The sequence below is a fragment of the Aeromonas lacus genome, from assembly GCF_000764665.1.
GTDB lineage: Bacteria > Pseudomonadota > Gammaproteobacteria > Enterobacterales > Aeromonadaceae > Aeromonas > Aeromonas lacus.
Genome location: NZ_JRGM01000157.1, coordinates 1 through 21,454, shown reverse-complemented (window position 1 = coordinate 21,454; position 21,454 = coordinate 1). Strand labels below are relative to the sequence as shown.

19 protein-coding genes and 1 pseudogene are annotated in these 21,454 nt (G+C 61.3%); 7 read left to right on the top strand and 13 right to left on the bottom strand.

What is annotated here, in order from left to right:
• Positions 1-3 precede the first annotated feature (3 nt).
• The 6 genes from selB (at position 4) to hypA (ending at position 7,124) form a co-directional block, all read left to right on the top strand.
• Positions 4-1,899: a selenocysteine-specific translation elongation factor gene (selB, locus tag LG31_RS0118370; RefSeq protein ID WP_033115861.1), complete on the top strand. Its 1,896-nt coding sequence runs from the start codon at positions 4-6 to the stop codon at positions 1,897-1,899.
• Positions 1,896-4,334, top strand: coding sequence for a carbamoyltransferase HypF (hypF, locus tag LG31_RS0118365; RefSeq protein ID WP_033115860.1), 2,439 nt, complete (start codon positions 1,896-1,898; stop codon positions 4,332-4,334). Before selB ends, hypF begins: the two co-directional genes overlap by 4 nt.
• Positions 4,335-4,339: 5 nt before the next feature.
• Positions 4,340-4,591: a HypC/HybG/HupF family hydrogenase formation chaperone gene (locus LG31_RS0118360; RefSeq protein ID WP_033115859.1), complete on the top strand. Its 252-nt coding sequence runs from the start codon at positions 4,340-4,342 to the stop codon at positions 4,589-4,591.
• Positions 4,585-5,697 carry a hydrogenase formation protein HypD gene (gene hypD, locus LG31_RS0118355; RefSeq protein WP_033115858.1) on the top strand — a complete coding sequence of 371 codons (1,113 nt, stop codon included), beginning with the start codon at positions 4,585-4,587 and terminating at the stop codon, positions 5,695-5,697. The genes LG31_RS0118360 and hypD overlap by 7 nt, the downstream gene beginning before the upstream one ends.
• Positions 5,694-6,698, top strand: a complete 1,005-nt coding sequence (hypE, locus tag LG31_RS0118350) for a hydrogenase expression/formation protein HypE (RefSeq protein WP_033115857.1) — start codon at positions 5,694-5,696, stop codon at positions 6,696-6,698. The genes hypD and hypE overlap by 4 nt, the downstream gene beginning before the upstream one ends.
• Positions 6,699-6,782: 84 nt before the next feature.
• Positions 6,783-7,124, top strand: coding sequence for a hydrogenase maturation nickel metallochaperone HypA (hypA, locus tag LG31_RS0118345; RefSeq protein WP_010633719.1), 342 nt, complete (start codon positions 6,783-6,785; stop codon positions 7,122-7,124).
• Here the strand turns inward: hypA and LG31_RS21705 are convergent.
• Complete coding sequence (locus tag LG31_RS21705; protein WP_238567541.1) at positions 7,102-7,464, bottom strand: hypothetical protein; 363 nt, start codon at positions 7,462-7,464, stop codon at positions 7,102-7,104. The genes hypA and LG31_RS21705 overlap by 23 nt on opposite strands.
• Between LG31_RS21705 and hypB the strand changes: the two genes are divergently transcribed.
• A complete protein-coding gene (gene hypB, locus LG31_RS0118335) occupies positions 7,369-8,151 on the top strand; it encodes a hydrogenase nickel incorporation protein HypB (protein WP_238567540.1) in 783 nt (260 codons plus the stop codon). The two genes, LG31_RS21705 and hypB, sit on opposite strands and share 96 nt — an antisense overlap.
• Before the next feature lie 379 nt (positions 8,152-8,530).
• On the opposite strand, the gene LG31_RS0118330 is transcribed toward hypB, so the two are convergent.
• The 12 genes and pseudogenes from LG31_RS0118330 to LG31_RS20615 all read right to left on the bottom strand — a co-directional run bounded on the left by LG31_RS0118330 (position 8,531) and on the right by LG31_RS20615 (position 21,446).
• A complete protein-coding gene (locus LG31_RS0118330) occupies positions 8,531-9,172 on the bottom strand; it encodes an ATP-binding cassette domain-containing protein (RefSeq protein ID WP_033115856.1) in 642 nt (213 codons plus the stop codon).
• Positions 9,172-9,960, bottom strand: a complete 789-nt coding sequence (locus tag LG31_RS0118325; protein ID WP_033115855.1) for an ATP-binding cassette domain-containing protein — start codon at positions 9,958-9,960, stop codon at positions 9,172-9,174. The genes LG31_RS0118330 and LG31_RS0118325 overlap by 1 nt, the downstream gene beginning before the upstream one ends.
• A complete protein-coding gene (locus tag LG31_RS0118320) occupies positions 9,954-10,769 on the bottom strand; it encodes an ABC transporter permease (RefSeq protein WP_033115854.1) in 816 nt (271 codons plus the stop codon). Before LG31_RS0118320 ends, LG31_RS0118325 begins: the two co-directional genes overlap by 7 nt.
• Positions 10,759-11,769 carry an ABC transporter permease gene (locus LG31_RS0118315; RefSeq protein ID WP_033115853.1) on the bottom strand — a complete coding sequence of 337 codons (1,011 nt, stop codon included), beginning with the start codon at positions 11,767-11,769 and terminating at the stop codon, positions 10,759-10,761. The genes LG31_RS0118320 and LG31_RS0118315 overlap by 11 nt, the downstream gene beginning before the upstream one ends.
• Positions 11,754-13,364, bottom strand: coding sequence for an ABC transporter substrate-binding protein (locus LG31_RS0118310; protein WP_033115852.1), 1,611 nt, complete (start codon positions 13,362-13,364; stop codon positions 11,754-11,756). The genes LG31_RS0118315 and LG31_RS0118310 overlap by 16 nt, the downstream gene beginning before the upstream one ends.
• A gap of 129 nt (positions 13,365-13,493) precedes the next feature.
• Positions 13,494-14,030, bottom strand: a complete 537-nt coding sequence (gene hybE, locus LG31_RS0118305; RefSeq protein WP_033115851.1) for a hydrogenase-2 assembly chaperone — start codon at positions 14,028-14,030, stop codon at positions 13,494-13,496.
• Positions 14,012-14,542, bottom strand: coding sequence for a HyaD/HybD family hydrogenase maturation endopeptidase (locus LG31_RS0118300; protein WP_033115850.1), 531 nt, complete (start codon positions 14,540-14,542; stop codon positions 14,012-14,014). The genes hybE and LG31_RS0118300 overlap by 19 nt, the downstream gene beginning before the upstream one ends.
• Positions 14,542-16,245 (bottom strand): hydrogenase 2 large subunit, encoded by a 1,704-nt coding sequence (hybC, locus tag LG31_RS0118295; protein WP_033115849.1) that lies wholly within the window; start codon positions 16,243-16,245, stop codon positions 14,542-14,544. Before hybC ends, LG31_RS0118300 begins: the two co-directional genes overlap by 1 nt.
• A complete protein-coding gene (gene hybB / locus LG31_RS0118290; protein ID WP_033115848.1) occupies positions 16,242-17,429 on the bottom strand; it encodes a Ni/Fe-hydrogenase cytochrome b subunit in 1,188 nt (395 codons plus the stop codon). Before hybB ends, hybC begins: the two co-directional genes overlap by 4 nt.
• Positions 17,422-18,453, bottom strand: coding sequence for a hydrogenase 2 operon protein HybA (gene hybA / locus LG31_RS0118285; RefSeq protein ID WP_033115847.1), 1,032 nt, complete (start codon positions 18,451-18,453; stop codon positions 17,422-17,424). The genes hybB and hybA overlap by 8 nt, the downstream gene beginning before the upstream one ends.
• Before the next feature lie 2 nt (positions 18,454-18,455).
• Positions 18,456-19,589: a hydrogenase 2 small subunit gene (gene hybO, locus LG31_RS0118280; RefSeq protein ID WP_033115846.1), complete on the bottom strand. Its 1,134-nt coding sequence runs from the start codon at positions 19,587-19,589 to the stop codon at positions 18,456-18,458.
• 808 nt (positions 19,590-20,397) lie between these two features.
• A pseudogene (locus LG31_RS20615) lies at positions 20,398-21,446 on the bottom strand (IS3 family transposase).
• Positions 21,447-21,454: the final 8 nt, after the last annotated feature.

Sequence of the window (21,454 nt, the reverse complement as noted above, 5' to 3'; positions counted from 1 at the left end):
CCCATGACTCCCTATCGCGCCGTTATCGGGCTTGCCGGCCACGTGGATCACGGTAAGACCCTGCTGATCAAGGCCCTCACCGGCATCACCACCGCCCGCGCCCACGAGCAGGCCATCGGCATGACCCAGGATCTCGGCTTTGCCCACTTCGACGATGGTCAGGGCAACACCATAGGCGTCATCGATGTGCCCGGCCACGAGCGCTATATCCGCAACATGGTGGCGGGGCTCTGGAGTCTGGATCTGGTGCTGCTGGTGATTGCCGCCGACGAGGGGTGGATGCCGATGACCGGCGATCACCTGCGCCTGCTCAAGGCGATGGGGGTGCCGCGCCTCTTGGTCTGCATCAACAAGTGCGATCTGGTCTCCCCCGACGAGCTTTTGCTGTTGGAAGAGAGCCTGCTGGAGCGGGTGATGGACGAGAGCGGCATGGTGCCCGATATCGTCAGCGTCAGCGCCAAAACCGGTGCCAATATGACCGCCCTGCACGCCGCCATCGTGCGCCAGCTTGCCGATCTGCCAGCATCGCACGCTGCCCGCGAACAGGGCTCCCCGCGACTGTATGTAGACAGAGTCTTTACCGCCAATGGCACCGGTACCGTGCTCACCGGCACCTTGCAGCAGGGCAGCCTCAAGGTGGGGGACAAGCTGCGCCTCTACCCCGCCGATCGGGAGGTGCAGGTGCGCTCCCTGCAGGCCTATCACCAGAGCGTCGAGGAAATTGGCGCAGTCTGTCGGGTGGCGGTGGGCCTGAAAAAAGTGCCCCACAAGGAGGTGGCCCGCGGTCACTGCCTTACCAGCGCAGCTGGCCAGTGCGAGGCGGCGACGCACCTTATCGTGCGGCTCAACGGCGAGAGCCTGAGCGCCAAGGCGCTACGCCCCTCTCTGCACAACAAGGAGGTCGAAGTGGCCCTCGGCAGCTGGCATGGGCGGGCCCGTTTCGTGCCCATCAAGGACTCCCGGCTGGCGCGGCTGATCTTTGCCAGCCCCATCCCCTGCTTCTTCGGCCAGCCGCTAGCCATCATTCGTCACGGCAGCAGTGAACTGCTGCACGGCGCCCGCATCGTCTGGTGCGGCGATATCCACCCCGCCAGACGCAAGGCGCTGCACGCCCTGCTTGGCGAACTGCCTGATGAACTGGTGCGCTACAACCCCGCCACCCTGCAGTTGGGGCTCAACGGCTATGTGCTGGCCAGCCGCTTTGACCAGCAGCCCGAGCAGGTCACCCCTCTCGGTGACTGGCTGCTGGATAACCACTGGCTGGCTCAAAGCCGCGATCAACTGCTTGCCACGCTGAAAAGTGAACCCCTTAGTGCCGCAGAGCTGGCGACCCGCTTTGGTATCGCCCTGCCGGTCATTCAGGCCCTGCTCCAGCAGCTCAAGAGCGAGCAGCTTGTTCGCCTGCACCATGACAAGTGGCAACCGGGTAGCGGCGAGTCGGAAGATGATCTGGGAGAAGAGGCGCAGCTGGTACTCAAGGTGGTGCGAGATCAAGGCAAGGAGGGTTACGAGCCCGGTAAACTGGGCCCCGGCGGCGTGGAGCTGGATCCCTTTATCATCCGCAAGCTGCCCGCGGCCCTGCAGCAGGGCTTGCTACAAAAAGGCGCCCTGCAAAAGCAGCTGCGCAATCTGGCGCGACTCAAGTATCTGGTGCAGCTCGATGGCCCCATCTACTACGACGCCGAGCTTTACAACCAGATGGTCGCCGCCGTGCTGGCGGGCCAGCAGGTGGGAGATCTGATCGACATGTCATCCTTAAAGGAGATCACCGGTTTGTCGCGTAAATACGCCATTCCGTTCTGCCTGCGCATGGAGATGGATGGCTGGGTACGACGCGAGGAGAACGAGCGCCGGGTGCTGCGTTTGCCGCAGACTCAAGATGAGATGGAGCCGGCATGAGCGCTGTCACCGCCCCCTCTGGCTCTTCCAATCCTGTGGCCAACCTGCTGCGCCGCGAATTTCATATCGACGGCATCGTACAGGGGGTCGGCTTTCGCCCCTTCGTCTATGGGCTGGCACTGCGCCACGGCCTTGCCGGTTATGTGTTGAACGACGCCAATGGCGTCACCATCGGTGCCGAAGGATCGCCTGAGCAGCTAGCCAGCTTTGCTCGCGAACTGCGGGAACTGGCGCCGCCGCTGAGCCGCATCGATCACTTCAGCGAGCGGGAACTGCCCCTCACTCATGATCCCGACTTCGATGGCCAATTTCATAGCCAGTTTCGAATTAAAGCCAGCCAGCAGCAGAGCGCCGCCACGGTCGCCATCTCGCCGGATCAGGGAATGTGCGAGGCATGCGCCACGGACGTGGCCAACCCCGCGGATCGCCACCACCACTACCCCTTTACCAACTGCACCCACTGCGGCCCGCGCTACACCATCATCCGCCGCCTCCCCTACGACCGCCCCCACACCGCCATGGCTGACTTTGCCATGTGCCCGCGCTGCGCGGCGGCCTATGAAAACCCGCTGGACAGACGCTACCACGCCCAGCCGGTGAGCTGCCCCGTGTGCGGACCCCATCTCAGCTGGCGCAGCGGCCTCGGCGATGCGCTGGCCGAGCGCGAGGATGCCCTGCAGGCCGCCGCCATCGCCCTGCAAGCGGGCAAGCTTATCGCGGTCAAGGGGATGGGGGGGTATCACCTGATGTGTGATGCCCGCAGCGAGTCCGCCGTGGTACGGCTTCGCCAGCTCAAGCGGCGCGCGCGCAAGCCGCTGGCGGTGATGATGGGCTCCCTTGCCGAGGCCAAATTGCATGTCACCGGCAGCGCAGAAGAGTGGAAACTGCTCGCCTCTCAGGCCAGACCCATTACCTTGCTACGCAAGCGCATTAACGATGATCGGCTCTCAGAATCCCTACTGACAACCGCGCCGCTGGCCGAGGGGATAGCCCCCGGCATCCCCTACCTTGGCGTCATGCTCCCCTATACCCCGCTGCACCAGTTGCTGCTGGACGCCTGTGCCATGTCGCTGGTGGCCACCAGCGCCAATGGTCGCGGCAGCCCGATCCTGATCGACTGTGAGGCAGTAGTCAGGGAACTCGGCAGCGAGATTGACGGCATCCTGGATCACAACCGACCTATCCTGCACCCGTGCGACGACAGTCTGGTGCAGTGGGCGGGCGGGCGGCGCCAGACGTTGCGCCTCGCCCGGGGCTATGCCCCCTGCACCCCCAGCCTGCAAGAGGCGGTCAAGGCGCCGCTCTTGGCAGTCGGAGCGCAGCAGAAGAACCAGCTGGCGCTCGCCTTCGGCCGCCAGCGCATCTACAGCCCCTATATCGGCGATCTGCACAGCCTGCCAATGCAGGAGCACTTCGAGCAGACCCTGGCCACCTTTCGCGAACTCTACGATCTCAACCCCGAAGTGCTGGTGTCGGATCGCCACTCGGGCTATCTCAGCCATCAGTGGGCCAAAAACTATTGCCAGAATCAAGGTGCAACCCATCTCGAGGTGCAGCACCATCACGCCCACCTGCTGGGGGTGATGGCCGAGCACAACATCACGGGCCCGGTGCTGGGTGTTGCCTTCGATGGCACCGGCCTTGGCGATGACGGCACCCTCTGGGGCGGCGAGCTGCTGATTGCAGACGTTCAGGGATTTGAGCGGGTTGCCCACCTTGCCCCCTTCAAGCTGATCGGCGGCGAAGCGGCCATCCGCGAGCCAGTACGTCAGCTGCTGGGGCTGCTGTTTGAATCGCACAGCCCTGAGCAGATCAGTGCCCTCGATATTCCGTTGATCAAGCAACTGCCCCTTAAGCGGATCAGCAACCTGCACCAGCTCTGGCATCTCGGTCGCAACGCCCCCTACACCAGCTCCATCGGTCGGCTGTTCGATGCGGTGGCGGCTCTGTTGGGGGTGATCGATACCCCGGATTACGAGGGCGAAGCGGGGCTCTTGCTGGAGGCGGCTGCCTTGCAGCTGGCACCCGATGAACAGCCCTTTCCCCTCGCCTTTGATCTCAGCCAATCAGCGGAAGGGCCACTGCATATCGAGTGGGCCGAGCTGATCCATACCCTTGTCAGCGAGCGGCGCCAAGGCACCTCAACCGCCAGCCTGGCTGCCGGTTTTATCCGCGCCATCAGCAATCTGGTTGTTGCCCTGGCCGAGCGCTTCCCCGGCTATCCGGTGGCGCTGGGGGGCGGCGTCTTTCAAAACCGGGTGCTGATGGACCAGCTTGTTCCCGCTCTCGAAGCGGCCGGTCGGCAGGTATTGACCAGCGAAACCCTGCCGCTCAATGACGGTGGCATCGCCGCCGGTCAGCTCTGGTTTGCCATCCACCATATTGCCACGCACCGCCCAACCACAGCCGGCTGTGCCACCTTGTCGGAGTCCTGAAATCCATGTGTCTATCCATCCCCTCTCAGGTGGTGCAGCTGCACCCCGAAGACAACTGCGTCACCGTCGACACCCTGGGAGTGCAGCGGCGCGTCAGCTGCATGCTGCTCGAAGAGCCTCTCCAGGTGGGCGACTATGTGCTGCTCCATATCGGCTTTGTGATGAGCAAGATTGACGAAGCGGAGGCGCAGGCCAGCCTCGAGAGCTTCCGCCAGATGGTGGCCCTGATGCCCAAACAGGATATCTTGCCATGCTGACCTTAAATGACCTCTTTCAGGGCTTTCGCCAGCCCGAGGTGATCCGTGCCCTCGCCGCCCAAATTACAGAACTGGCCAAGGATCTGCCCGAGCCGCTGCGGGTGATGGAGGTGTGTGGCGGCCATACCCACACCATCATGAAGTACGGCCTGCACCAGCTGCTACCAGCCAGCATCGAGTTCGTTCACGGCCCCGGCTGCCCGGTCTGCATCATGCCAAAAGAGCGCATCGATCAGGCCATCGAGCTGGCTAGCCAGCCCAACGTCATTCTGGTGACGTTGGGGGACATGATCCGGGTGCCGGGATCCAAGGGCACGCTGGCCCAGCAGCGCGCCAAAGGGAACGATATCCGTCCGGTCTATGACCCCCTCGATGCCCTGCGTATCGCCCGTGAGAACCCTGAGAAAACCGTGGTCTTCTGCGCCATCGGTTTCGAGACCTCTACCCCGATGACAGCAGCGCTGCTGGCTGCCGCTGAAGAGCAAGAGGTCGAGAATCTGCTGTTTCATATCAACCATGTGCTGGTGCCGCCCGCCATTCATGCGGTGATGGCCGACGGGGTGGCCAAGGTGAACGCCTTTATCGGCCCCTCTCACGTCAGCGTCATCACCGGCGCCGATATCTACCTGCCCATCGTCGATCGCTATCAGGTGCCCGTGGTGGTGAGCGGCTTCGAGCCGGTGGATGTGATGGAGGCGCTCTTGATGATGGTGCGCCAGAAGGTGGAGGGTCGCTACGCGCTGGAGGTGCAGTACAGCCGCGCCGTCACCGCTAGCGGCAATAAAGCCGCCCAGCGGCTGGTCGAGCGCTTTTTCGAGACCCGCGAGCACTTTCGCTGGCGAGGTCTGGGGGATATCAACGCCTCCGCCCTGCGCCTGCGCGATGCCTTTGCCAAGCGCGATGCAGAGCGTCACTTCCAGCTTGATCAAACCCCCATCGATGACCACAAGGCGTGCCAGTGCGCCGATATCCTGCGCGGCCTGGCCAAACCGAACCAGTGCAAAGTCTTTGGCCGGGGCTGCACCCCGACCCAGCCCATGGGCAGCTGCATGGTCAGCTCCGAAGGGGCCTGCAATGCCTACTACCGATATATGGGGATCCAATGAGAGAAATTCAGTTAAGCCACGGCGGCGGCGGTGTAGAAATGAACCAGCTGATCAACCAGCTCTTCTTTCGCCACTTTGGCAACGAGATCCTGCTGCGCGGTGAAGATGCCGCCCTGCTGCCGGTAAGCGGCTCCGTCGCCTTTACCACCGACAGCTTTACCGTCTCGCCGCTCTTCTTCGAGGGGGGCGATATCGGCAAGCTGGCCATCGCCGGTACGGTCAACGATCTCGCCATGATGGGGGCCAAACCCGAGTATCTGAGCGCCAGCTTTATCATCGAGGAGGGCTTCCCCTACACCGATCTCGCCCGCATCGTCGAGTCGATGGCTGCAGAGCTTGCCAAAAGCGGCGCCCGCATCGTCTGCGGCGACACCAAGGTGGTGCCCAAGGGGGCAGCCGACAAGATCTTTATCAACACCAGCGGGGTCGGCACCTTCCCGCTGCCTGAGCAGAGCCGGGGCATCTCGGTACGCAACCTCAAGGCCGGTGACGCCATTCTGGTGTCGCGGGATATCGGCAGCCACGGCGCCTGCATCCTGATGGCCCGTGACGCCCTGCAGCTGGGATCTGATCTGAAAAGCGACTGCACCACCCTCTGGCCGCAGGTAGAAGCGCTGCTGCAAGCGGGGATCACCCCCCACGCCCTGCGCGATGCCACCCGCGGCGGTCTTGCGGCCGTGCTGAATGAGTGGAGCACTGCCTCCCAGGTGGCCATCGAGCTGGAGGAGTCCGCCATTCCGGTGTGCGATCCGGTACGCGGCCTGTGCGAGCTCTACGGTTTCGAGCCCCATGATCTCGCCAACGAGGGGACCATGGTACTGGCCCTGCCTGCCGAACAGGCGCAGGACGCACTGGGCATCTTGCGGCAATTCAACCCCGCCGCCAGCCAGATCGGCGTGGTGCAGGCGAGTGATCGCCACAAGGTGATCCTCAATAACCCCTGGGGCAGCCGCCGTTATCTGGAACTGCCACAAGGGGAGCTGCTGCCGCGGATCTGCTGATCAGCCATGCCGTTTACCCATATGCCGTTTTCCCAATTAGGGGGAGGAGTCACTCCTCCTCCCAATATCGGTTAAGGAGCCACCATGCACGAAATGTCTCTGGCCATGGCCGCCATCGATCTGGCAGCCGAACAGGCCACCCAGCGGGGCTTTACCAAGGTGACCGCCCTCTGGCTCGAGGTCGGCAGCTTCTCCTGCGTCGACCCGGACACCATTGCCTTCTGTTTCGAGGCCGCCGCCAAGGGCACTGCCGTCGAAGGGGCCCAGCTGCACTTTCAGCACCAGGCGGCAGAGGCCTGGTGTTACGACTGCAACCAGACGGTCACCCTCACCGAGCGCGGGCAGGCCTGCCCCGGGTGTGGCGGGTACAAATTACGAGTCGCGCAAGGCGATAGCCTGCGCATCACCGACATCGAGGTAAGTTGATATGTGTAGCGTATGCGGATGCGGCCAGGCGCGGATCGCCGGCCATGAGCACGATCATGAGCATAATCACGAACATGATCATGAACATCACCATGAACATGGTCATGAGCACGACCATCATCATGCTCATGACGCGCATCACCATCATGACCACGAGCAGAGCGCACCACGCACTCTGATCATTCACCACCACTATCACCATCAGGGGGATGTCCATCACCACTACCACGGCGTACGGGCTCCCATAAGCCATGAGGGGCATGATCAGCCGCATGAACACCACCATGACCATGACCATGACCATGACCATGACCATGACCATCAGCAGGGTGATCTGCACTACGGCAAAGGGGAAGCGGGATTGTCGGTGCCCGGCATGGGGCAGCGCCAGCTGATCGCCATCGAGATGGATGTGCTGGCCAAGAACAACGCGCTGGCGGCCCACAACCGCGAACACTTCGACGAGGCGGCCCAGCTGGTGCTCAATCTGGTGTCGAGCCCGGGTTCAGGCAAAACCACCCTGCTGTGCGAAACCCTGCGCCAGCTGGCCGACAAGCGCCCCTGCGCAGTGATCGAAGGGGATCAGCAGACCAGCGCCGATGCGGATCGCATCCGCGCCACCGGCGTGCCTGCCGTGCAGATCAACACCGGCAAGGGCTGCCATCTGGACGCCAAAATGGTTCACGACGCCTGCCACCAGCTGCCCGCCAATCAAGGGGGCATCCTCTTTATCGAGAACGTCGGCAATCTGGTCTGCCCCGCCAGCTTCGATCTCGGCGAGAAGTACAAGGTGGCGATCCTCTCCGTCACCGAGGGGGAAGAGAAGCCGCTGAAATACCCGGACATGTTCGCCGCTGCCCAGCTGATGGTGATCAACAAGATCGATCTGCTGCCCTACGTCAGCTTTGATGTGGCCCGCTGCATCGAGAACGCCAAACGGGTCAACCCCTATATTCAGGTGATCCAGGTCAGCGCCACCACCGGCGAAGGGATGGATGCCTGGCTCAACTGGCTGGCCAGTGCTTGAAATCAACCGGTTAAACGCCGCTGATAGCAATAGGTAAAAAGAGAGGGAGGCTGATGCCTCCCTCTCTTTATCTACGCGCTTTGCCAACGGTTCTCTCTGTACAGAATGGCCAGCGTTTCATACTCGCGCCCCCTCACCCTGGCCCTCTCCCCAGAGAGAGGGAACATGTTCGTGGATGCCACACTCCGACCCCGTTTCAACAGGGAAAGGGGAACCGATTCATGGGGGCTGGCAATATGTTCGAAATATTCGCCCGCAGAGAGATACTGCGAGCATAACAACCCACCCTGTATCCCAAACCCTGAGCCTGGCGAGATGGCACCGTCTGCTCCCTTCTCCCCTTGCGGGAGAAGGGCTGGGGATGAGGGGGAACTAACCCTCAGGCCGCATTTTCAGCCAATACACCAGTCACGGGCTGCACCTCACCAAAGCGCAGCACCCGATGACAGATCTGGCGCAGCAGCGCCTGTTGGTGACTGAATATCACCATGCCAAGCCCGCGCAGCTCGCACTCAACCATCAACTCCCGCCAGAGCTGGCGCTGGATTTGCGGATCCAGCTGGGCGGTCACCTCGTCGGCAATGAGCAAACGGGTGCGGGGATCGAGGGCGCGCAGCAGCGCGATGCGGGCCAGCTCGCCACCGGAGAGCTGACCGGGTTTACGACCGAGCCACTCGGGTTTGACCATAAAGCGTGCCAGCATGGCGTCATCGGGGCGCCACACATCCCAGAGCGCCTGCCCGGTGGTGCGGTAGGGATTGAAGGTCAGTTCCGGATGTTGGGGCACCAGCTGGATGGGGTTATAACCTTTTACCTGTTCAGGCACCGGCTGCCCATCCAGCCGCATTTCCCCGCTTCCCCGAATCGGTTGCCAACCCGCCAATACCCGCCCCAGCGTGGTCTTGCCATAACCGCTCGGGGCGGAGATGCCGAGCCGTTCGCCCGCTTTGACTGCCAGGACAAGCCCCTGCCAGAGGGGGCGTTCCCCCTGGGCGATGGTGAGACCTCGTACTTCAAACATCAGGAAACCTCCGGCACAGAGAAGAGCGCGTTGAACTCCGGCAGCGCCTGCCAGTGAGCACGGAGCATCTCGCTCCCCTGCCCTTGCCGCAGATGCTGGCTGCTCAAGGTATCGCTCACCTGCCCCTGATGAAGGGCCACGATGCGATCGGCAAAACGGGCCGCCAGCGCCAGATCGTGAGTAACCCAGAGGATACCGCTGCCCTGATTGGCCAATTCGCGCAATTGGCTGAGCAACAGGCAGGCCAGCTCCTCGTCGAGCCAGGCGGTGATCTCGTCCGCCAGAATGTAGCGGGCGCCGCCGAGTGCCGCAGTGCAGGCCAGAATGCGCTTGGCCATGCCGCCTGAGAGCTGGCGCGGATAGTTGTCCAGGGTGGCGGCAGGCAGCTGGTAGCGCAGCAGTTGCTCGCCGAGCCGCTCGCGAGAACCGCTCTGGCCGCAGAGGCGTGCCGCCCGGCCCAGCTGACGCTCCACCGTCAGCAATGGATTGAGGGCGCTTACCCCCTGTGGCACATAACAGAGGGTGTGACCGCGCAGACGGGCCCTACTGGCATCGCACAGAGGTGTGCCATCAAGGGAGATGGAACCGCGCATCCGCAGGTTGTCCGGCAGCAGGGTCAGGGCGCTTTGCAGCAGCAGGCTCTTACCCTCGCCGCTCCCCCCCACCAGCGCCACTATCTCCCCCGGCGCCAGTTGCAGGCTGATATCGGTCAGCAAAGGCTGCCAGCTGCGCCGCCCCAGCCAGGAGTAGTGGGCCGCCTCTATAGTCACATGATCAAAACTCAGCATGGTTCACTCCTGTGCCACAGCAGCTGTTGCAGAGCGCGGGTAGCCTGATCAAACAGCAACACCAGCAGCAGCAACATCAGCCCCGGGAAGAGGGCCAGCCACCAACCGCCACCAGCCAGATAACGCAACGCATCGGCCAGCAGCAGGCCCAGCGAGGCCTCGTGGGCCGCCAGCCCAAAGCCGAGAAAACTCAAGGCGGCGCTGTGCAGCACCGCATGGGGAAACATCAGCAAGGTGCCGATAAACCACTGGGGCAACAGCCCCGGCAGCAGGTGGATGCGCCAGCGACGCAGCGCCCCCATCCCCTGACAGCGGGCCAGCACCATATAGTCGCTGCAGGCGATCCGCCGCGCCTCGGCGCAGAGGATCAGCGCCAGCTTGGGCCAGTGGGTCAGCGCCACCGCCAGGATCACCCCGCGCATACCGCCTCCCACGGTAAAGCAGATCAGGATCAGCAGCAGCATATGGGGCAGCGCCAGCATGGCGTCAATGAGCAGCCGCACCGCCACATCGCATCTGGGATGAATGAGCGAGACACTTGCCGCCACCATGGCCAGCAGACCACTGCAGAGGGCCGTGCTGATCCCCAGCTCCAGACTGGTGAGGGTACCCTGAAAGGCGCGCAACCAGAGATCCCGCCCCATCTGATCGGTCCCGAACCAGTGGGCCAGCGAGGGGGGCTGGTGGCGCGCCAGCAGATCCATCGGCACATCCTGATGAGAGAGGGTCCAGCCGTAGGCGGCCAGCAGCGCCAGTCCGATCAGGGCCACGGCTAGGCGCACTATGGAGGGAAGCGGATTAAACAGCATGCTCACCCTCCCAACCCCGATTGATGCGCGCCAGCAGCAAACTGGCCACTGTGTTGCCAATAAAGACCAGCAGGGTGCAGAAGAGCACTATCCCCATCAGCAAGGGGATATCCCCCCGCAGCCCCGCATCCACGGTGGCTTGCCCGAGCCCCGGATAAGAGAACACTTTCTCCGCCAACAAGGATCCGCCAATCAGCTCACCGAGGGAGGCAAACTGCAGGCAGAGCGCCGGGGTCAAGGCATGGCGCAGCACATGAAAACGCAGCATGGGCCAGCCGCCATCCCCTTGGGCGCGGGCGTAGCGGATAAAGTCGCTCTCCAGCACCTCGGCCACCCGCCCCCGGGTATGCAGGGCAATGTTGCCAACCCCGAGCAGCGCAAGCGTGGTCACTGGCAGCAGCAGATGGCGAGCCCGCATGGCCCAATCCGCCTCATCGGCAGAGAGGCCCGGCGTCCAGGCGCAGCAGACCGGCAACAGCGGCCAGTGCACAGCAAACAGCGCGAGCAACAGCAGACCAACCCAGAAGGTGGGCAGGGAGGCGAGCAGATAGGCAAAGCGGCAAATAAAGCGATCGGGCCAGCGGTTGAGATAGCGACCGGCGCAAAGTCCGAGCAAAATGCCGAGAAAGCCGGAGAGCAGCCAGGCCCCCGCCAGCAGCAGGAAGGAGGCAGCAAAGCGCTGGCCTATCACCTCACCCACAGGCGCGTTGTAGAGCATGGAGTAACCGAGATCCCCCTGCAGCACCTGGGTAAACCAGTGCCAGTAACGCAGCCACAGCGGCTGATCCAGCCCCCAGCGGGCGGCAATGCGGGCGTACTGCTCCGGCGGCACATGGAGCAGATCGTTACCGATATAGGCCTTGATGGGATCGATGGGGGAGTAGCTCAGCAGCACAAAGGTGGCGACCGAGACCAGACAGAGCAGCCCTGCCAGACGCAGCAGGGCTTTTAGCAACAGATAACCTGAATGACTCAAGGGCGAACTTAACGGCACGTCCACCGCCAATCCTGCAGGTTGTTGAGGAGTGACCAGCTACCGTGGATCTCCGGCGCTCCCTTGCCAAGGTCGATGCAGCGGTTGGCGAGATAGGTGTGCTGCACATTGAGCAGCCAGGCCCAGGCGGCATCCCCCTGTACCCCGGCGCCGGTGTTGCCATCCCACTCAACCTGCTGCCAGAACGGCACCGCCGCCTGCCAGTTCGGAGCATCCAGCGCCTGCTTGAGGTGGCCATCCACCACAGGGTTGCTGTAGTAGCCCGGGTTGTAGAACTCCACCCCGCCGGAACCGCTCTGGTAGTGGTGATAGAGCTCCATGGGATCCAGACTCCCCCACCCCATCAGCACCGGATTGGCGTGCATCTCGCGCTCCACCTGCTCCCAGCTGCCGGATTTGAGGCTCACTTCGAGACCGATGGGTTTGAGCATGGCACGCACCGCTTCCGCCAGATCCCGGCGGGTGCTGTCGCCACTGGTGTACCAGAGGGTAATGGCGGCGCGCAGGTTGCCCTTGTGGCGAATGCCATCGCTGCCCCGCTTCCAGCCCGCCTCGTCGAGCAGGGAGTTGGCATGGGCGGCATCCCCATCCTTGAAGGCAGTGGCTTTGTTTAGCCAGGGCAGCCCTTCCACCGCGCTGTAAGCGGGGATGGCGTGCCCTTCTAGCAGCTGATCGGCCAGCAGCTTGCGGTCGATGGCGTAGTTGATGGCGCGGCGCACCGCCACATCAGCCGTCACGTCGTTGCCGATGGGATAACCCTTGGCGTCCTTTTGACCGGCAGGCGGAATGGGGAAGACGATGCCACGGTTCTCCACGCTCGGCCGCACCCACAGCTTGAGGGAGGCAGGTACGGTGGGCGCCAGCGAGGGGGCGATGCGCACCAGATCAAGTTGATTGCTCTGGGCAGCGGCATAGGCGCTCTCTTCATCGATAAAGACAAACACCAGCCGTTTGAAGTCGTTGTTGCCACCGGCGTAATAGGGGTTCGCCTCCACCACCAGCTGCTGACCGGGCAGGAAGCTCACCAACCGGTAAGGGCCTGCGCCGACTGGCTTTTGGGCGTACGCTTTTGCGTCGTAATCCTTCTTCGACACGATACCGAGCGATCCCAGCACGTTGACGAAGGTACTCTGGGGGGCGCTTAAGACGATGGCAACTTCGGTAGGCGAGACCACCTTGGCCGAGACAAAGTTGCCCATGTCGATCTTGCCGCCGCCCTGGGCCGCGCTGTTGTAGGTAAAGGCCACATCCTCGGCGGTGAGCGGCGCGCCGTTGGAGAATTTCAGATCAGGCTTGAGGGTAATGAGCCACCCCTTGCCATCCTTGTTCGGGGTCACCGCTTGGGTGAGCACATTCTGCCAGCCGAGATCGGCGTTCTGCTTGAGCAGCGGGCTGTGCAGCAGCAGATAGCTGCCGTGGCTCCAGCCGAGCAGGGGATCAAACCCTTCGGTGGGCTCGCTGCCGATGGCGAGCTTGAGCTCGGCGGGAATCGGTTGGGCAGCGGCCAGCGCCGCGTGAGAAGCGGAGCCCAGCAGCAGAGTCAGCAGGGCAGCAGCACTGGTGCCACAGTAATGGCGAAGGGAAGTGCGAGAAACAGTCATGGGGATCCTTCTTGTTTGTACCACTCACGCGTTATCACTCAAAAAAGAGGGGGAATGCGTGTCAGAAAGTGCAAGTGAGGGGCCAAAATGGCCCCCTATTCTAAACTTGATTTCGTGTGAAACCTAGTATCAATCGGGCAATGCAGGGACCTTTCTCGCCGCACCAAACAGTCGTCTGCGCCCCAGATCCACGCCGCCAGCCCCTTGCTGCACCGGCAAGGAGAGCAGCATCTTGAGGGTGCTGCTTACCAGTGAGCGCCCCTGCTCGGCCCCGAGATGGGGATCGAGCGGCGACATCAGGGAGCAGGCCAGCAGCTGACCACTTTCGGGCAGTTCGCCAACCATAAAGGTCAGGTTGCCGCAGGGGAGCTGCAGGGCGAGGCGTTCGCTACTGCTGCGCACCGGCCAAAGCTGATCCGGCCCTGGCAACACCACCACGCTCAGCATCCAGGGGGTCAGCACGCAGCCGAGCCACTGCTCTTCAAACAGCACGCACTCCGCAACTATGGGCATGGTGGAGTGATAGAAGGGCAGCCCTTGCATCTCCTCCCGGGCGATCCGCTCATACTGGGCTACCAGTAACGGCGCAGGATTGCTGGCAAAACCCGAAACCTCCTGCCCGCGTTCCTGCATGGCATCTGCCTCGCTTAAATGGGACTGCGCCATAAGCCCTCCTGCTCCTGTTTGGCCCGCTCGGCGTCGGAGAGTGCAATGGCGGGGGCGCCAACACTGGCCAGCAGGGTCAAAATCCGATCCGTCGCCTCCCCCATTGCGGCCGCCACCACAGGGGTGAGCCCGATGCGCGGTTCGAGGGATTCGGGTTCTATGCCGATCAGGGTGAGCCGCTTTGGCGACTCATCCGTCATGTACAGCGCTGAGAGCACATCCGCCAGCCCAAGCTGATGGGGGGAGATCTTGCGGCCAAACAGGATCGGGACCTCCTCATCTTTCAGGGTCACCACTGTGCCCGGTGGATTACCGCTGCGCACCGCATCCGCCAGAATGATGTGGTCGCGACTGGCCATGGCTTCCAGCAGCTCCATACCGGCGGTGCCGCCGTCCAGCAGCTCGATGCCGGGGGCAAAACGGTATTCGCGCCCCAGCGCCTCGACGATGCGCACACCGACGGCCTCGTCGCTCAGCAAGAGGTTGCCCACGCCCAGGATCAGGGTGTTCATCACAGCACCTTCACCTGAGTCACTTCGCCATTTTGGGTATCCACCACGTGGACCGCGCAAGACATGCAGGGGTCGAACGAGTGGATGGTGCGCACCACTTCCAGCGGTTTGGCGGGATCCGCCACCGGGGTGCCCACCAGCGCCTGCTCGTAGGGGCCGGGCTCGTCATTGAAGTTGCGTGGGCCCGAGTTCCAGGTCGATGGCACCACCGCCTGATAGTTCTCGATCTTGCCACCCTTGATGACGATCCAGTGGGAGAGCATGCCGCGCGGCGCCTCTTCAAAGCCCACCCCGCGAAACTCTTTATCTGCCGGGATCTCGGCCTTGATGTAGGCGGTGGTATCCCCCTTGCCGATGTTGTCCACCAGCGCCTTCCACTGGTGCGCCAGGGTATCTTTCAGCACGCAGCAGCGCACCGCGCGGCCAATGATCCGGCCCATGGTGGAGTGCAGCTGTTCGGTCTTGATGGCCGAACCGGCGAGTGCTTTATAAATGCCGTTCAACTGGTCGAAGTGAGCCACCGTCTCCGGGTGTTTGGCGGCCAGTTTCACCAAGAGGTCTGCGAGCGGCCCCACCTCCACCACCTTGCCGTAGAAGGTGGGGGATTTGACCCAGGAGTATTTGCCGTCATCCTGCCAGCCGGTGTAGTTGGGCTCGGTCTTGCCCTCCCAAGGTTTGAGAGGTTCGTCATCCTTGTACCAGGCGTGCTTGTTGCTCTCGGCGATGCCGTCCATCAGCCAGCCATCCTGATGGCTCTCGATGGGGCGATAACCCGCCAGATTGCCATTCTCGATATAGCCACCCGGCATCAGGAAGCTGCCACCGTTGGCGTCGGTGGGGAGCTCCGGCACGCTCAGGTAGTGCTTGGCCCCCTGCCCCAGACCCAGCCACTCGGGGTAGTGCGCGGCGATGATGGCGGCATCCACCTTGTAGACCTGCTCGATAAACTCGCCGAGCCGGTCGATAAAGCTCTTCACATAGAGCAGCCGCTCGAGGTTGAGCACGCTCGGCGCATCCAGATTGATGGGGTTGGCCACGCCGCCCACCGCCAGATTCTGGATGTGCGGGCTCTTGCCCCCCAAAATGGCGACGATGCGGTTGGCATCGCGCTGGCACTCCAGCGCTTGCAGGTAGTGCGCCACAGCGATGAGGTTCACCTCCGGGCTCAGCTTCATCTCCTTGTGACCCCAGTAGCCGTTGGCAAAGATGCCGAGCTGGCCGCTCGCTACCAGCGCGCGGATTTTATCCTGCACCTTGGTCAGCTCGTCGGCACTGTTGAGGGACCAGGTCGATACCCCCTTGAGCATGTCCGCCGCTTTTTGCGGATTGGCCTCAAGGGCCGCGGTGATGTCCACCCAGTCCAGCGCGGAGAGCTGGTAGAAGTGGACGATGTGATCGTGGATATTGTGGGCCGCGATGATGAGGTTGCGGATGTACTGGGCGTTGACCGGCACCTTGGCGCCGATGGCGTTCTCCACCGCCCGCACCGAGGCGATGGCATGGATGGAGGTACATACCCCGCAAATGCGCTGCACTATCATCCAGGCATCGCGCGGGTCATTGCCCTTGACGATCTCCTCCATCCCGCGCCACATGGTGCCGGACGACCAGGCCTTGGTGACAACGCCGCCTTCGATTTCACAGTCGATACGCAGGTGACCCTCGATGCGGGTGATGGGGTCTATGGTGATACGTTGGCTCATACGTTGGCTTTCCCTCGGGCCTGATAATCTTGGTGAACACGTTCAAGTGATGGCAGTACCGGCAACAGCCGGATCAGCAGCAAATAGGCACACACTTCGATGGCAACAAAGCCAAGGGAGATCAGCACCTCCGTCGCGGAGGGGAAGTAGTGGTAGCCATTGCCGGGGTTAAAGGCGATCAGGGAGTAATCCAGTCGCCAGAGGGCTGCGCCCAGCAGCATGCTGAGAGCCCCCAGAAAGAGCATGCGCGAGTCCCGGCGGCTCTTGTCCCAATGGAACACCAGCAGCGGGAAGATCATCAGCGCGATCTCGCTCCAGAACAGGATGGAGTAGCGGTTGAACTCGGAAAGGTATTCCGACTTGTCATGGATGACTATTTCGGCAAAGCGCAGCGCCACAAACAGGATCAGGAAGATGTCGATCACCTGGGTCAGTTTGTAGAAGAGCGGCTTCTCGTTGGGGCCACGCCCCGCCAATCCCGCCTGCACCAAAGAGCCCTCAAACACCACGATGGAAAAGCCCATGATGAATGCGGTCAGAAGCGAAAAGACCGGCAGCAGCTCATAGCTTTGCCAGAGCGGATGGATCTTCTCCCCCGCTACGATCATCAAAGAGCCCATCGAGGATTGGTGCATGGTGGGCAGCAGAGCCCCCAGCGCCAGAATGAAGAACATGATCTTGTTGAGCCGCGCCATGGAGGTCTTCCAGCCGAACTTCTCCAAGAGCACGGGCGCAAACTCCAGCGCCATCACCCCGATGTAGATGGTCATGCAGACCGCCGTCTCGAACAGCACCGAAGAGGTGTTGAAGTGACCGGGCAGGTAGAAGTACGGCAGGTTCCAGTAACGGCCGACGTCGATGGTGATGGAGAGGCCACCCAGCGAATAACCGAACAGACTCGCCAACAGGGCCGGCCGCACCAGCGGGTGATACTCGCCCCGGTTGAAAACGTAAACCGCCCAGGCCAGCGCCCAGCCACCGCAGGCGAAACCGGTGCCGATCAAGAGGTCAAAGGAGATCCAGAGACCCCAGGGATAACCCCCGTTCAGATCGGTCACCGAGCCCAGCCCGAAGATGAGACGCTTGAGAATAAGCATGCCGCACAGCACCGCAAAGGGTGCCAGCACCAGTACCGGCCAGCTGACCAGCTTGCCGCCAAGGGGATGTGCCTTGTGATTACTCATGATCCTTGCCCCCCTGTTGTTTGCCTTGATCAACCGACGTCTCCTTGCCCTGATCGTGACCATCGTGACCGTTCTTGGTATTGCGACGGATAAGCACGGAGAGACCGGTCAGCACCACCAGCGGCAGCACCATCCCCTTGTAGAGGGTGTGCTGGATATGCTCCGAGCGCGCCCCTGAGGAGAGTTCCGGCAGATCGGGCATATCGAGCTTGGTGTAAGGCACCCCGGCCAGCACCAGCACCTGGGTGCCGCCCCCCTCCTTCTCGCCATAGACGTAAGGCTGGTAGTTGGGCACCTCGTGCAGGTAGGGGTCGTTGGCCTTGAGGGTCTGGCGCGGGTAGGCATATTCGCTGCCCGGGGTCGCCAACAGGCGACGCCTGGCCTCGGCCATCAGCTCTTCGCGAGTGCCAAAAATGACGGCGCCGGTCGGACATACCTCGACACAGCCGGGCAACTTGCCCTGATCGATCCGCTCAAGCCCCTTCTGGTTGCAGAGCTCGCACTTGTGGATCGCCCCCAGCGGGTTGTCATAGTCATATTTGGGTACGTCGAACGGGCAGCCCACCATGCAGTAACGGCAACCGGTACAGACGTCCGGATCGTAGTGAACAATACCGGTCTTGGGATCCTTTTTAAGGGCCTGCACCGGGCAGACGGAAACACAGTTGGGATCGACGCAGTGCATGCACTGCTTCTTGATGTAGGCGTAGCCATCTACCAGCTGATCCTTGTGCTCGCCCGCGCCGCTCTTCCACACCTGAATGATGTTGTTGGTGTAGGGGCTCAGCTTGTCGTTGTTGGACCAGGTCTGCTCGCCCGCCGGGTTGGCCGGATTGCCGTTAAGACGCTGGCACTCTGCCACGCAGGCCTGACAGCCGACACAGAGGGTGGAGTCGTAGAGCATGCCAAGCGCACCGGGAATGGGTGGCTTGTTTTTGGCAGCCGCCAGGGCAGTGCCGGGCACGGTGGCCCCGGCTGCCAGCGCGCCGACGGAGGCAAATTTGAGGAAGTTGCGTCTGTTCACGGTCACTCCTCCCGTGACGGATGCTGCCCGGCTTCATGGCGCTTCTGCTGGCGACCGAGTTCACGCACCGTCATCAGACTCACCCCGACCAGCACCCCGAGGGCTCCGCCGATCAGCGCGGTGGAAGTGGGAGAGATATGACCCCCTTCCTGAATGGCCACATCGGGCTTGTTGACCCGCGGGGTCGGATTCTCAACCTTGGCAAGCTGGAAGATCCCCTTGCTGAAACCGACACCCTGTTCGTTGCAGCCGTAGCAGGGATGACCGATGCCAACGGGCCAGATGCCACCACCGATATCGCAGAACTCCAGGGTCGAACAGTTACCGTAGGTCTCCGGCCCCTTGCAGCCCAGATGATAGAGACACCAGCCCTGACGGTGGCCTTCGTCACCGAACTCCTTGGCAAAGCGGCCGGCGTCGAAGTGCGGACGGCGCTCGCAGTTTTCGTGGATGAGCCGCTCATAGGCAAACAGCGGGCGATTCTTGGCATCCAGCGCCGGCAGCTTGCCGTAGGTAATGTAGTAGGCAACCGAAGTGAGAAAGTTGTGGGGATTGGGCGGGCAGCCCGGAATATTGATGATGGGGGTGCCGATATTGCCGAGTGCCTCTTCAAGGCTGACGGCGCCGGTCGGGTTGCCACCACTGGCGGGGACCCCGCCCCAGGCGGCACAGGAGCCGATGGCAATGACGGCTGCTGCATCGGCAGCCGCGCGGCGAATATGGTCGACGATGGGTTCACCGGCCACCATGCAGTAGATGCCGCCATCTTTGAGCGGAATGGAGCCATCCACTACCAGCACATACTTGCCCTTGTAGCGGGTCATGGCGTTGTGCTTGTTCTCTTCAGCCTGATGGCCAAATGCTGCCGAGAGCACCTCGTGGTACTCCAGCGAAATGGTATTGAGGATCAGGTTCTCGATGGTAGGGTGAGTGGCGCGCAACAGCGACTCGGTGCAGCCGGTACACTCCTGCGCCCCAATCCAGATCACCGGCGGCCGCTCGGGGCTGGTAAGCGCGGTGGCCATCTTGGCGACGGCATTCTGACTTAATCCCAGGGTTGCGGCCATCCCGGCACACAATTTCATAAAATCACGGCGATTAATCCCATGAGCCGATAAAAAATTATCCTCGACCATTCTTCTTATTCCCGTAGTGAGCACTTGTCTGATAAATGCTTAACAGCGGAAATGCTAAGGACTCACCTCCCCCTCAGTATTGATCTCTATCAATTCCACAGGGATTGAACTTATTTACAGGGCGCGTCATATCACAAACAAAAACATTTACCCCCAAAGGGATAATCATAATCCGTGAATTTAAAGTTTTTAATTGAATATAAATTAATTAATCGCAACATGTTCCAAGGCGGCGTTTTCGATTCATGCAATTCACGCTGCCAGATGAATAGCTCAAGAGCTAACAAGAGGATGCAACAAACGGGAAGTCGACGTTAAAAATGCCTTATGTCATATACCTTTACTCACTATTTTGCATACATCCCTACCATCACCAGTTGTCATAGGCCCCATGAGCCCAACACGGGTGCTGCTTTGAGTGGTTCTGCGAGTAGCACAGCGATAGGTGAATCTGGTGCGGCATGGGTGATACCTTTTCTGCAGGACAATATCTATAAATGGTGCCACCCCAACTTGATAATATATCTTCACTGGATCACTTTACGCACAAGAATGCATTCATATTCATTTAAAAACCCAAACCAATTCGACTATTCTCGATAATGACACCGGCTTGGCAATGCCTTTTTATAGAACAAGTCAAAAAACAGTTGCAGTTGTTAACAATGCATCCATCGCCATATTTACCTTGACGTCACCCATGTTAATTAACCGGCACGTAAATATGAGCGCCAACGGCGTTGTTGCCCAAATCAGCTGTAAGAGCGCATCTTACCCAGCCCCTGGTGACAGCTACAGACTGTAGTAGTCAACTAAATCCGGACACTTGGTTAGGCCGATCCTCGGCTTTTGCTGGCGGCATCCCGTCATTGTGTTGATGTGGACGCCGCCAGTTGTAGTAATCCATCAGGTAATGGCTGATATCCCGTTTCGCCTCCCGCTGGTTCATCTATCCCGTTACCGGGATCCACTCTGACTTCAGGCTCCTGAACAACCATTCCATCGGGGCGTTATCCCAGCAGTTACCACGCAGACTCATGCTCTGGGTCATGCGATAGCGCCACAGTCGTTGCCGAAATCCCCGTCTGCCATATTGGCTGCCCTGGTCGGAGTGAAACAGCACACCTGATGGATAACCCCGCTGCTGACAGGCAATCTCCAGTGCTTTGATGGCCAGTTTTGCATCAGTCTTGTCAGACATTGCCCAGCCCACAACCCGGCGTGTATGAAGGTCAAGCACCCCTGCCAGGTAATGCCAACGAGCACCTGCCCAGATATAGGTGATATCGCCACACCACACCTGATTGGGTTGTGAAACAGCACATTCGCGGGCCAGCAGATTGGGAATATCCGGTCGCTCAGACCGGGCGACCTGATAGCGATGAGCACCCGGTTGCCTGGATACCAGACCGGCCTCCTTCATCAGACTGCACACTTTGAATCGGCCAATCTGATACCCCAGCTCTCGCATCATCGACATCAAGGCGCGGCTGCCCGCAGAGTTCCGGCTAGCGCAACTCACTGCGCTGTTGCATGCGTTCACGGTTAATCGTCCGCTTGCGTGTGAATTCGTCCGCAATCAAGAGAGCAGTGGCCTTTTTAAAATGTCCTTTTCGCGTTCAAGCCGGTGGATGCGGGCTTCCAGTTCCTGGATTTTCTACTGCTCTGGAGTCAGCGCTTTGCTGATTGGGGGTGGCCACTACGTTCGGATTGACGCTGCTGAACCCAGCGGCGAAGTACGGTTTCACCGACATCCAGTTAACGGCTGACTTCGGGGACTGAATATCCCTGGTCGAGCACCAGGGATGCGGCTTCGAGTTTGAATTCAGCAGTAAATGAGCGACGTAATCTTGTCATTGAACACC

What these genes read in the sequence shown, in the direction of transcription:
- selB (WP_033115861.1), top strand. Translation starts at nt 4, where the DNA reads ATGACTCCCTATCGCGCCGTTATCGGGCTTGCCGGCCACGTGGATCAC.
- hypF (WP_033115860.1), top strand. Translation starts at nt 1,896, where the DNA reads ATGAGCGCTGTCACCGCCCCCTCTGGCTCTTCCAATCCTGTGGCCAAC.
- LG31_RS0118360 (WP_033115859.1), top strand. Translation starts at nt 4,340, where the DNA reads ATGTGTCTATCCATCCCCTCTCAGGTGGTGCAGCTGCACCCCGAAGAC.
- hypD (WP_033115858.1), top strand. Translation starts at nt 4,585, where the DNA reads ATGCTGACCTTAAATGACCTCTTTCAGGGCTTTCGCCAGCCCGAGGTG.
- hypE (WP_033115857.1), top strand. Translation starts at nt 5,694, where the DNA reads ATGAGAGAAATTCAGTTAAGCCACGGCGGCGGCGGTGTAGAAATGAAC.
- hypA (WP_010633719.1), top strand. Translation starts at nt 6,783, where the DNA reads ATGCACGAAATGTCTCTGGCCATGGCCGCCATCGATCTGGCAGCCGAA.
- LG31_RS0118330 (WP_033115856.1), bottom strand. Translation starts at nt 9,172, where the DNA reads ATGTTTGAAGTACGAGGTCTCACCATCGCCCAGGGGGAACGCCCCCTC.
- LG31_RS0118325 (WP_033115855.1), bottom strand. Translation starts at nt 9,960, where the DNA reads ATGCTGAGTTTTGATCATGTGACTATAGAGGCGGCCCACTACTCCTGG.
- LG31_RS0118320 (WP_033115854.1), bottom strand. Translation starts at nt 10,769, where the DNA reads ATGCTGTTTAATCCGCTTCCCTCCATAGTGCGCCTAGCCGTGGCCCTG.
- LG31_RS0118310 (WP_033115852.1), bottom strand. Translation starts at nt 13,364, where the DNA reads ATGACTGTTTCTCGCACTTCCCTTCGCCATTACTGTGGCACCAGTGCT.
- hybE (WP_033115851.1), bottom strand. Translation starts at nt 14,030, where the DNA reads ATGGCGCAGTCCCATTTAAGCGAGGCAGATGCCATGCAGGAACGCGGG.
- LG31_RS0118300 (WP_033115850.1), bottom strand. Translation starts at nt 14,542, where the DNA reads ATGAACACCCTGATCCTGGGCGTGGGCAACCTCTTGCTGAGCGACGAG.
- hybC (WP_033115849.1), bottom strand. Translation starts at nt 16,245, where the DNA reads ATGAGCCAACGTATCACCATAGACCCCATCACCCGCATCGAGGGTCAC.
- hybB (WP_033115848.1), bottom strand. Translation starts at nt 17,429, where the DNA reads ATGAGTAATCACAAGGCACATCCCCTTGGCGGCAAGCTGGTCAGCTGG.
- hybO (WP_033115846.1), bottom strand. Translation starts at nt 19,589, where the DNA reads ATGGTCGAGGATAATTTTTTATCGGCTCATGGGATTAATCGCCGTGAT.